Here is a 9,699-nt window from a genome sequence, read left to right on the forward strand (position 1 = left end):
GGCGCGGCCAGGAAGGCGGTCAGGTCGCTCCGTTCCGCCTCCAGCAGCCCGGCTCCGACGTTGGCGAAGGTCGAGATCGTGTGGCCCGCCTGGTAGGCCGGCAGCCCGCCGAGCGCCGCCCGTGCCTGCCCCAGCGGCACCGCCAGGTAGGCCACCGGCCGCCCCAGCACCTCGGAGAGCACCTCGGCCAGGTCGTGACCGCCGACCGAGGCCACCCCCGCCAGCTCGTACGTCCGTCCCGCGTGCCGCCGGGCCCGTCCCGCGACGACGTCGTGCCACGCCTCGGCCGCCACGCGCACGGCCACGGCGGCCAGATCGTCCCTGGCCACCACCGAGACCCGGCCCTCGCCGAGCGGAGCCGCGAACACGCCGCCGCCGGCCGCCAGAGGGACGCCGCTCGCGGCGAGCTGCGCCGGGATCTCGGCGTACAGGCCGTTGCGCAGCACGGTGACGTCGAAGGGGGCCGCGGCCAGCCGTTCCTCGGTCCAGCGGTGGGCCAGGGCGATCGTGAGCCGCTCGCCGGACCCGGCCAGGCTGGTGTAGATCACGTGCTCGACGCCGGCCTCGGCCGCCGCCCGTACGACCGCGCCGTGGCGGGCGAGCACGACGTCGTCCTCGGCGTAACCGGCCGAGACGAACACCAGCACCCGGGCGCCCGAGAACGCCGCCTCCAGCGTCTCGGGACGGTCGAAGTCGGCGTGCCGGACCGCCCGCCCGTCGCCGGAGCTGCTCGCCCCGGCCACCTCCAGCCCTTCGACGGCCCGCAGGCCGTCCAGGATCGATCCGCCCAGCGCGCCGGACACGCCTGTGACCACGATCATGAGTCCCCCTAATGTGGATCTGCCAGGTGCAGCGGACCCAGCATGGGCGAGCCCGCGCGCCCGCCGTAAGGAGGCACTTTCATGTCTGTCGCGCACACGGAGGTAACCCCCCAGGCCGAAGGCCCCTGCGGGGACGACGACTGCGGGATCCGGGAGGTGCTCGACCGTCTCGGCGACAAGTGGACGGTGCTGGTGATCGTGGAGCTGGCCAAGGGGACGCGGCGGTTCAGGGAGTTGCAGCGGGCGGTCCCCGGCATCTCACAGCGCATGCTGACGCTCACGACGCGACGGCTGTGCCGGGACGGGCTGGCCCAGCGGACGGCGTACGCGACGATCCCGCCGCAGGTGGAGTACCGGCTGACGCCGATGGGCCGCAGCCTCGCCGAGACCGTGGCGCGCCTGGCCGACTGGTCGCGCGAGCACAAGCAGGCCATGGACGACGCCCGCGCCCGCTGGGACGGCGCCCACCCCGGCGAGAGCTAGCCGCGCCGTCCGGTACGGCTCACGCGCGCCGGTAGGCGCCCCTGACGTGCACCGGCACGCCCTTGCCCAGCATCCCGGGCAGCACCGAGGCCACGTTCATGGGCAGCCGCACGCACCCGTGGGAGGCCGGGTACAGCGGCACCGACAGCGCGCCGTGGAAGGCGATGCCGCCGTTGAAGAAGATCGGGTTGTACAGCTCGCCCAGGTAGGACCGGTGCCAGCCGCTCACCCGCCACGTGGTCCGGTAGTCGCCGGTCGGCGTGCGGGCCGAGCCGCAGAAGCGCTGCTCCTTGCCCTGCCAGGTGGCCGTCTCGCAGTAGGGGACGCCGCTGCCGGAGGAGATGTGGGTGATCAGCTTCGCCTCGCCGCCGACGTACAGGACCATGATCTGCTTGGTCAGGTTGATCTCGGCGCGGGTCGGCTTGCCGTTCCTGGCCAGGACCCTCGGGGCCTTCGGCGTCTCCAGGGCGTCCCAGGTGCGCCGGGCGACGGTGCTGGTCGGCCTGATGTCGTTGACCTTCTGGAAGGCCCACACGGCGGCCAGCGTCGTGCCGCCGTACTGGCCGTCGGCCTTGCCGGGGCGGTAGCCGAGCTGGGAGAGCCGCTTCTGCAGCCAGGTGACGGACTTGCCCTTCGCGCCCAGTTTGAGGGTCTTGCGGGGGGCGGTGACGGTCTCGGCGGGCACCGCGGACGGCCCCTGCTGGGCGGCGGCCGGCGGTGGCGTGGGGAGCGGGGCCGCGGCCCGGAGCCCGGTCGGCTGCGCGCCGCAGCCGGAGACGACGACCGCGCCGGCCGTCAGAAGAGCAGCCACTCCGGGGAGCCGTCGTACCCGCACGGTGTACCACCTCTGCTAAAGATCAGATCAGGGGACCCTACACCACTCGCCATGAATGGGTAATCGGGGTGTCAATCTGTTTAGAGTGTCTCCATGTCTGAACAGTTGCCGGCGAATGCCGTCATCGTGGAATCCGCGCTGCGCGGGCTCGGGGCCGCCGGCGAGATCGTGGTGCTGCCCGAGAAGGCGCCCACCGCCGCGACCGCCGCGGCGCAGCTCGGGTGCGAGGTCGGCGCGATCGCCAACAGCCTCATCTTCGACGCCGACGGCGCGCCGCTGCTCGTGCTGACCAGCGGCGCGCACCGCGTGGACGTCGAGCTGATCGCCCGGACGGCGGGCGTGGAGCGGGTGCGCCGGGCGACGCCGGAGTTCGTCAGGCAGGCCACCGGCCAGCCCATCGGCGGCGTGGCGCCGGTCGGGCATCCCGCGCCCGTGCGCACGCTGGTGGACACCTGGCTGAGCAAGCACGAGGTGGTGTGGGCGGCCGGCGGGCATCCGCACACCGTGTTCCCGACGACGTTCGACGAGCTCGTGCGCATCACCGGGGGTGCGCCGGTGGACGTCGAGTAGGGTGCGACGGGTGATCGAGTTCCGCAGGGCCGGTCCGGCCGACTTCGTCGAGCGGCTGGAGACGGTGATCGACATCTACACGGCGGCCATGGACCCGCCGGTGGACCAGATCTCCGGCCGCAAAACCATCATGCGAAATCACGCGACTTATCCCTTTTTTCAGTGCTATTTCGCGGAATTGCGTGATTCATCCCCAGATCCGGCGTCAGCCGAACCCGTAACCGTCGGCTTCGCGTACGGGTTCCGGGGCGTTCCCGGGCAGTGGTGGCACGACGTCGTCCTCCGGGGCCTGGCCGACCGGCTGGGCGAGGAGGCGGCCCGCGCCTGGATGCGGCGCGCGTTCGAACTGGCCGAGGTGCACGTGCACCCCGGTTACCAGGGCAAGGGCGTCGGCCGCGCGATGATCGGGGCCCTGTGCGCCGGCCGCCGCGAGTACTCGGCCATCCTGTCGACGCACGACCGGCCCACGGCCGCCCGTCACCTCTACGCCAGCATGGGCTTCGCCGACCTGCTGACGCGCTTCGTCTTCCCGGGCGGCTCGGACGAGTACGCGATCGCGGGCCGCCCGCTCCCCCTGACCTGAAAAAATCTCATGGCAAAGCCGTGACCTGCGGGTTTACCCCGCATGACGCGGGGCACCATTCATGACAGAAAGTAACTGACCCTTTACCAGTCGGCTACTGTCGCCTGCCCGTCACCCGCCCGATCCCCCTGCGGGCGGGTGGCGGGCGATCACGGGCCGGGCCTCACGCCGAGGCCGACACCCGCTCCAGCCGCAGGAACACCTCGCGCGTGGCGCTCGACCGGTTGAACGTGATGAAGTGGATGCCCGGCGCGCCCTCGTCGAGCAGCCGCTGGCACAGCTCGACGCCGTGCTCGATGCCCAGCCGCCGCACCGCGGCCGGATCGTCCTTGACCGCCTCGAACCTGGCCGCCACGTCGGGCGGGAACGGCGCTCCGGAAAGCTGCTCCGACCTGGCGATCGTGCTCATCTGCGTGACCGGCATGATGCACGGGATGATCGGCGTCTCGCACCCACGGGCCGCCACCCGGTCGCGCAGCCGCAGGTAGTCGTCGGCCTGGAAGAACATCTGGGTGATCGCGTAGTCGGCCCCGGCCTCGCACTTACGGACGAAGTATTCGGTGTCGGACTCGATGGACGGCGAGCGCGGGTGCTTGAACGGGAAGGCCGCCACGCCGACGCAGAAGTCGCCCGCCTGCCGGACCAGCCGCACCAGTTCCTCGGCGTAGAGCACGCCCTCGGGATGCGGCACCCACTCGCCCATCGGGTCGTTCGGCGGGTCGCCCCGCACGGCCAGGACGTTGCGCACCCCGGCGTCGGCGAAGCGCCCCACGAGGTGCCGCAGCTCGCGGACGGAGTGGTTGACCGCCGTGAAGTGCGCCACGGGCGTGAGTGTGGTGTCGTGCGCGATCCGCTCGACGATGTCGACCGTGCGGTCGCGGGTGGAGCCGCCCGCGCCGTACGTCACCGACACGAAGGTGGGCCGCAGCGACTCCAGTTCCCTGATCGCACGCCAGAGCTGCCGCTCGCCCTCGTCGGTCTTCGGGGGGAAGAACTCGAACGAGAACGACCGGCCACCGGCGGCGAGCAACTCGCGGACGGTGGGAACACGATCGGGCCGGATGGAGGATCGACCAAGCGCCATGGGGCAAGGGTACCGTCACGGCTCAGGAACCAACGGAGCCCGAAGCAAAGACCGCGAGATCCGACCCGTCGCCGCGACCACTAGTCTCATGGCATGACCACTGACGCCGCCGCCATGGACACTTTGCGCGCGCAGGTGGAGCGTGCCCTCGCCGAGTTCGTCGAACGGCAGCTACCCGCGTCCGGCGACCCCGAGTTCGCGCCGTTGCGGGCGGCCGCCGACGCGTTGCTGTCGGGCGGCAAGCGGCTGCGGCCGGCGTTCTGCTACTGGGGCTGGCGCGGGGCGGGCGGCACCGACGTGCCCGGCGTCTTCACCGCCGCCGCCTCACTGGAGCTGCTCCAGGCCAGCGCGCTCGTCCACGACGACGTGATGGACAAGAGCGACCTGCGCCGGGGCATGCCGTCCGCGCACCGCCGCTTCGAGGCGATGCACGAGGGCTCCGGCTGGTACGGCTCGGCGCGCCAGTTCGGCGAGGGCGCCGCGATCCTGCTCGGCAACCTGCTGCTGCTCTGGTCGGGCGAGATGTGGCGGACCAGCGACCTGCCCCGCGAGTCCCTGCGGGCGGCCCAGCCCGTGCACGACCACATGCGCAGCGAGCTGATGTGCGGCCAGTACCTCGACCTGCTGGAGCAGGCGAACGGGGAGAACACGTTCGAGTCGGCGCTGCGGGTGGCGCTGTACAAGAGCGGCAGGTACTCGGTGGAGCAGCCGCTCAGGCTCGGCCTCGTGCTGGCCGGCGGCCGGCTCGAACCGTGGATGGACGACCTGTGCACCGGCTTCGGGCAGCGGGTCGGGATCGCCTTCCAGCTCCGCGACGACATCCTGGGCGTCTTCGGCGACCCGGCGCAGACGGGCAAGCCCGCGGGCGACGACCTGCGGGAGGGCAAGCGCACGATGCTCGTGGCCCGCACGCTGGCCGGCGCCCCGCCCGCGCAGGCGCAGACGGTCCGGCGGCTGCTGGGCGACCCCGGGCTCGACGAACACGGGGTCGCGACGCTGCGGCAGATCATCGAGGACAGCGGTGCGCTGCGCGAGTGCGAGGACCTGATCGGCGACTACCTGGGCCAGGCGCTGGCCGCCCTCGAGTCGGCCCCGGTGACACCCGAGGCCCGCGCCGCCCTGACCGACCTCGCCATCGCCGCCACGTCCCGCAAGACCTGACCTCTTCGGAAGATCAGGCCGCGAGCGCGGGCGAGGAGACGACGGAGGCGCCCGCGGCAGATGGCGGGCGCCCCGGTGCTCAGCCGGCCGACAGCCGCTTCGCGAACTCCGCCGCCGCCGCGCCGGGGTCGTCGGCATCGGTGATCGCGCGGACCACCACCACCCGCCGCACGCCGTACGACATCACCTCGTCGAGATTGCCGAGGTCGATGCCGCCGATGCCGAACCACGGCCGCGTGGTCTCCAGCGACGCCGCGTGCCGCAGCAGCGGCGGGCCGGGAGCCGGGCGGCCCGGCTTGGTCGGTGTGGGCCAGGTGGGGCCGCAGCAGAAGTAGTCGACGCCCGCCTCCACGGCCGCGGCGGAAGCCTCGGCGGTGGAGTGGGTGGACCGTCCGATGACGATGTCGTCGCCGAGTATCTCTCGCGCGACCATCACGGGAAGGTCGTCCTGCCCCAGGTGGAGCACGTCGGGCCGGGCGGCGTAGGCGATGTCCGCCCGGTCGTTGACGGCCAGTAGTTTGCCGTGCCGGTCGCAGGCGTCGCGGAAGACTTCGAGGAGCGCGAGTTCTTCGCGAGCCTCCAGGCCCTTCTCCCGCAGTTGGATGATGTCCACACCCGCGGCCAGCACCGAGTCGAGGAACTCCGCCAGATCGCCGCGGTCGCGGCGGCCGTCTGTGCAGAGATAGAGGCGGGCCTCAGAAACCGAGGGCTTGGGCACGCCGCTTGACCTCGGTATGACGGCCGGCCTTGATCGCCTCGATGGGCGACCCGGGCAGGGTCTCGTCTGGGGTGAAGAGCCATCTCAGCGACTCGACATCGTCGTAGCCGGCGTCCAGCAACACGGTCAGTGTGCCGGGCAGGCCCTTCATCACGTCCTTTCCGTCGATGAACACCGCGGGCACCTGTGGCCCGCCGCTGCCCCGGCGCACGCCGAGGAGCTTGTGATCCCGTAGGAGCTGCTTGGCCCGCCCGATCGGAAGGTCGAGGCGCGTGGCCACTTCGGGGAGAGAGAGCCACTCGTCGACGAGCTGCTCGGTCTCCCGGTCGATCTGTGCAACAGAAAGCGTCACGAAACCACAACTACCACATGGCGCGCTTGCTCAAACAACACAATCCCGTAGGGAGACCTGTGGATCTACCAGGCGACGGGTGTCGAGACGCGAGCCCGCCTCGATGATCCGGCGGCCCTGGACGAGGTCGCGCGGCCGGTCGGCGGCCAGCACGGCGGCCAGGGTGTCGTCGGCGGTGAGCCAGAGGGCCGACCACTTGCCGTCGGGCTCGCCGCGGTGCACGAGCCGCTCGCCGGCGGGGTGGTGACCGGCGTACTGCAGCATGTGGCCGAACTGCTCGGACCAGAAGTAGGGCACCGGGTTGTAGACGGCCTCCTCCCCCAGCAGGGTCGCGGCGGCGACCTCGGGGGCGTTGAGCGCGGTGTCCCAGTGCTCCACCCGCAGCCTGGTGCGCCAGCGGCGCGACCACCAGGCGGCGCAGTCGCCGACCGCGACGACGCCGGGCAGCGAGGCGCGCAGGTGCTCGTCGGTGACCACGCCGTTGTGCAGGTCGATGTCGGCGTCGGCGAGCCATTCGACGGCGGGCCGTACGCCGATGCCGGTGACGACCACGTGGGCCGGCACGAACTCGCCGCCCACCAGCCGCACGCCGCCCTCGTCGACGGAGTCGACCATCGCGCCGAGCCGCAGGTCGATGCCGTCGTACCAGGGCAGGGTGCGGCCTCCGAGCTCCGCGCCGACGGCGGTGGCGAGCGGGGCGGCGCCGGCCTCGATGACGGTCACCGCGCAGCCGGCGCGCAGGGCCGCGGTGGCGACCTCGGCGCCGATCCAGCCGGCCCCGATGATCGCGACACGCGCCCCGGGGACGAGCATGGCGCGCAGTTCGTGGGCGTCGTCGAGGGTACGCAGGACGTGCTGGGGGCCGTCGCCGGGCAGCCGGATCGGGTCGGCCCCGGTGGCGATGACCAGGCCGTCGTAGCCGACCTCGCCCTCGGTGGTCTCGACCGTGCCGGCGCGCAGGGACTTGGCGCTGACGCCCGGCCAGAACTCGACGCCCAGCGTGTCGAGGTCGGTGCCGACGTAGCTGTCGTCGGCCTCGCCCTTCAGCACCGACTTGGACAGGGGCGGGCGGTCATAGGGCCGATGGCGCTCCTGGCCGATCAGCGTGATGCCGCCGGTGTAGCCGCGCCCGCGCAGCGCCTCCACCGTGCGTACTCCGGCCAGGCCCGCTCCCACCACCACGACTCGGTTCACGTTCATGACCATAGCGGGGGCCGTGCCGGGTCGTGGCGGCGAGGCCGTTAGGCTGTGGACGTTAGACGCGCGGGAGTCCGGCCGTAACCGGGCTGAGAGGAAGGCTGCATCGGGCCTTCGACCGCAAGACACCTGATCCGGATCATGCCGGCGAAGGGAGCGCAGGTGGATGTGATCGTGGGTGGCGGTGTCGTCGGGCTCTCGGTGGCCTGGCGGCTGGCGCGCGAGGGGCGGCCCGTCACCGTCGTGGATCCGGCTCCGGGCCGGGGCGCCTCGTGGGCGGCGGCGGGGATGCTGGCGCCGGTCAGCGAGGTGACCTACACCGAGGGACCGCTGCTGCGGCTGGGGGTGGCCGCGCTGCGCCGCTGGCCCGCCTTCGCCGCCGAGTTGGCCGCCGACGCCGGCCTGACCGCCGGCGCGCGGGGGCTGGACCTGCGCTCGGAGGGCACGCTCGACGTCGCGTTCGGGGCCGACGACATGGCGGCGCTGGGCGAGCTGGCGACGTACATGGAGAATCTGGGGCTTCAGGTTGACCGGCTGACCGGGCGCGAGTGCCGGCGGCTGGAGCCGATGCTGGCCCCGTCCGTGCGCGGCGGCGTGCTGGCGGCCGGCGACGCGTGGGTGGACCCGCGCCGCGTGACGGCCGCGCTGCTGGCCGCGCTGGAGCGGCGGGGCGTGCCCGTGGTCCGGGCCCGCGCGGCCGGGCTCCTGCGCGAGGGCGGCCGGGTCGCGGGCGTGCGCCTCGCGCCGCCGTCCCCGGAGGAGGCACACGACGCGGGCGAGGTACGCGGCGAGCGGGTGGTCCTGGCGGCCGGGGCGTGGAGCCCGGAGCTGGCCGAGGCGCCGGTGCGTCCGGTCAAGGGGCAGATCCTGCGGCTGCGCTCCGATCGGCCGCTGCTCGGCCGGTGCGTGCGCGGCACCGTGCACGGCTCGTCCGTCTACCTGGTCCCCCGGGGCGACGGCGAGCTGGTGGTCGGGGCCACGCAGGAGGAGATGGGGTTCGACACCAGGGTGACGGCGGGCGGGCTCTACGAGTTGCTGCGGGACGCCAGGGAGCTGGTGCCGGGCGTCACCGAGCTGGAGGTCGCCGACGTGGTGGCGGGGCTGCGGCCGGGCACGCCGGACAACCTGCCGCTGATCGGGCCGGGCAGGACGCCGGGGCTGGCGTACGCGACCGGGCACCACCGGGGCGGCGTGCTGCTCGCCCCGCTCACGACCGCGATCCTGCTGGGCGAGGAGAGCGAGCTGGCGGCGCTGTGCGCCCCAGGGAGATTTCGGGAAATTTCATGATTGTTACCATCAATGGGTCCGCACACGAGGTGGCCGACGGCACGACCGTGGCGCAGGCCGTCCACACGCTGACCACGGCCACCACCGGAGTGGCCGTGGCCGTGAACGACGAGGTGGTCACGCGCGGCGCCTGGGAGAGCACGGCGCTGCGCGACCGTGACCGTATCGAGGTCCTGACGGCGGTGCAGGGTGGATGAGCTGATCATCGCCGGGGAGAAGTTCTCCTCCCGGCTCATCATGGGCACCGGCGGCGCCCCGTCGCTGGAGGTGCTCGACCAGGCGCTGGCCGCGTCCGGCACCGAGCTGACCACCGTGGCCATGCGCAGGCTCGATCCCGGCGCGCGCGGCTCCGTCCTCGACGTGCTGCGCGAGCGCGACATCAAGGTGCTGCCGAACACGGCGGGCTGCTTCACCGCGGGCGAGGCCGTGCTGACCGCCCGGCTGGCCAGGGAGGCGCTCGGCACGAACTGGGTCAAGCTCGAGGTCATCGCCGACGAGCGCACGCTGCTGCCCGACCCGATCGAGACGTTCGACGCGGCCGAGCGGCTGGTGGCCGACGGCTTCGTGGTGCTGCCGTACATCGGCGACGACCCGGCGCTGGCGCGGCG

General features: G+C 72.8%; 12 protein-coding genes, 1 pseudogene and 1 riboswitch. Of the genes and pseudogenes, 7 read left to right on the top strand and 6 right to left on the bottom strand.

Features of this window, described 5'->3' with window-relative positions; all coding sequences use genetic code 11:
• On the bottom strand, positions 1–821 hold an 821-nt coding region (locus FAF44_RS49340; protein ID WP_237110406.1), incomplete at its 3' end, for an NmrA family NAD(P)-binding protein.
• An 81-nt stretch (positions 822–902) separates the two neighbouring features.
• Here FAF44_RS49340 and FAF44_RS49345 point away from each other — a divergent pair.
• Positions 903–1,304, top strand: coding sequence for a helix-turn-helix domain-containing protein (locus FAF44_RS49345; RefSeq protein WP_237110407.1), 402 nt, complete (start codon positions 903–905; stop codon positions 1,302–1,304).
• Between the two features lie 19 nt (positions 1,305–1,323).
• On the opposite strand, the gene FAF44_RS49350 is transcribed toward FAF44_RS49345, so the two are convergent.
• Positions 1,324–2,115 carry a L,D-transpeptidase family protein gene (locus FAF44_RS49350; protein WP_237110408.1) on the bottom strand — a complete coding sequence of 264 codons (792 nt, stop codon included), beginning with the start codon at positions 2,113–2,115 and terminating at the stop codon, positions 1,324–1,326.
• Positions 2,116–2,232: 117 nt separating this feature from the next.
• Between FAF44_RS49350 and FAF44_RS49355 the strand changes: the two genes are divergently transcribed.
• Positions 2,233–2,709 (top strand): YbaK/EbsC family protein, encoded by a 477-nt coding sequence (locus FAF44_RS49355; RefSeq protein WP_237110409.1) that lies wholly within the window; start codon positions 2,233–2,235, stop codon positions 2,707–2,709.
• A 10-nt stretch (positions 2,710–2,719) separates the two neighbouring features.
• Positions 2,720–3,292: a GNAT family N-acetyltransferase gene (locus tag FAF44_RS49360; RefSeq protein WP_237110410.1), complete on the top strand. Its 573-nt coding sequence runs from the start codon at positions 2,720–2,722 to the stop codon at positions 3,290–3,292.
• A gap of 163 nt (positions 3,293–3,455) precedes the next feature.
• Here the strand turns inward: FAF44_RS49360 and metF are convergent, their stop codons facing one another.
• Entirely contained in the window at positions 3,456–4,376 is a 921-nt protein-coding gene (gene metF, locus FAF44_RS49365) for a methylenetetrahydrofolate reductase [NAD(P)H] (RefSeq protein ID WP_237110411.1), read from the bottom strand.
• A 93-nt stretch (positions 4,377–4,469) separates the two neighbouring features.
• Here metF and FAF44_RS49370 point away from each other — a divergent pair, with 93 nt between their 5' ends.
• Positions 4,470–5,537, top strand: coding sequence for a polyprenyl synthetase family protein (locus FAF44_RS49370; RefSeq protein WP_237110412.1), 1,068 nt, complete (start codon positions 4,470–4,472; stop codon positions 5,535–5,537).
• A gap of 79 nt (positions 5,538–5,616) precedes the next feature.
• Here FAF44_RS49370 and thiE read toward each other — a convergent pair whose 3' ends face one another.
• From thiE to FAF44_RS49385, 3 genes are read right to left on the bottom strand one after another with little or no spacing between them, the layout of a single operon-like run.
• The gene (gene thiE, locus FAF44_RS49375; RefSeq protein ID WP_237110413.1) at positions 5,617–6,255 is read right to left on the bottom strand and encodes a thiamine phosphate synthase; all 639 of its coding nucleotides are present in this window, start codon (positions 6,253–6,255) and stop codon (positions 5,617–5,619) included.
• Entirely contained in the window at positions 6,233–6,607 is a 375-nt protein-coding gene (locus tag FAF44_RS49380; RefSeq protein ID WP_237110414.1) for an Rv2175c family DNA-binding protein, read from the bottom strand. The genes thiE and FAF44_RS49380 overlap by 23 nt, the downstream gene beginning before the upstream one ends.
• Positions 6,608–6,637: 30 nt before the next feature.
• Positions 6,638–7,807 carry an NAD(P)/FAD-dependent oxidoreductase gene (locus FAF44_RS49385; protein ID WP_272896104.1) on the bottom strand — a complete coding sequence of 390 codons (1,170 nt, stop codon included), beginning with the start codon at positions 7,805–7,807 and terminating at the stop codon, positions 6,638–6,640.
• A gap of 53 nt (positions 7,808–7,860) precedes the next feature.
• Positions 7,861–7,977, top strand: a riboswitch (TPP riboswitch).
• Here FAF44_RS49385 and thiO point away from each other — a divergent pair.
• The 3 genes and pseudogenes from thiO to FAF44_RS49400 form a co-directional block, all read left to right on the top strand.
• The gene (gene thiO, locus FAF44_RS49390) at positions 7,967–9,091 is read left to right on the top strand and encodes a glycine oxidase ThiO (RefSeq protein WP_308193534.1); all 1,125 of its coding nucleotides are present in this window, start codon (positions 7,967–7,969) and stop codon (positions 9,089–9,091) included. (Overlaps the previous riboswitch by 11 nt.)
• Entirely contained in the window at positions 9,088–9,288 is a 201-nt protein-coding gene (thiS, locus tag FAF44_RS49395; protein WP_237110417.1) for a sulfur carrier protein ThiS, read from the top strand. Before thiO ends, thiS begins: the two co-directional genes overlap by 4 nt.
• Before the next feature lie 40 nt (positions 9,289–9,328).
• Positions 9,329–9,699 (top strand): annotated as a pseudogene (locus tag FAF44_RS49400) (thiazole synthase); the annotation flags it as partial.

The organism is Nonomuraea sp. MG754425 (assembly GCF_021699195.1).
GTDB lineage: Bacteria > Actinomycetota > Actinomycetes > Streptosporangiales > Streptosporangiaceae > Nonomuraea.

What these genes read in the sequence shown, in the direction of transcription:
- FAF44_RS49370 (WP_237110412.1), top strand. Translation starts at nt 4,470, where the DNA reads ATGACCACTGACGCCGCCGCCATGGACACTTTGCGCGCGCAGGTGGAG.
- FAF44_RS49355 (WP_237110409.1), top strand. Translation starts at nt 2,233, where the DNA reads ATGTCTGAACAGTTGCCGGCGAATGCCGTCATCGTGGAATCCGCGCTG.
- metF (WP_237110411.1), bottom strand. Translation starts at nt 4,376, where the DNA reads ATGGCGCTTGGTCGATCCTCCATCCGGCCCGATCGTGTTCCCACCGTC.
- FAF44_RS49385 (WP_272896104.1), bottom strand. Translation starts at nt 7,807, where the DNA reads ATGAACGTGAACCGAGTCGTGGTGGTGGGAGCGGGCCTGGCCGGAGTA.
- FAF44_RS49345 (WP_237110407.1), top strand. Translation starts at nt 903, where the DNA reads ATGTCTGTCGCGCACACGGAGGTAACCCCCCAGGCCGAAGGCCCCTGC.
- thiS (WP_237110417.1), top strand. Translation starts at nt 9,088, where the DNA reads ATGATTGTTACCATCAATGGGTCCGCACACGAGGTGGCCGACGGCACG.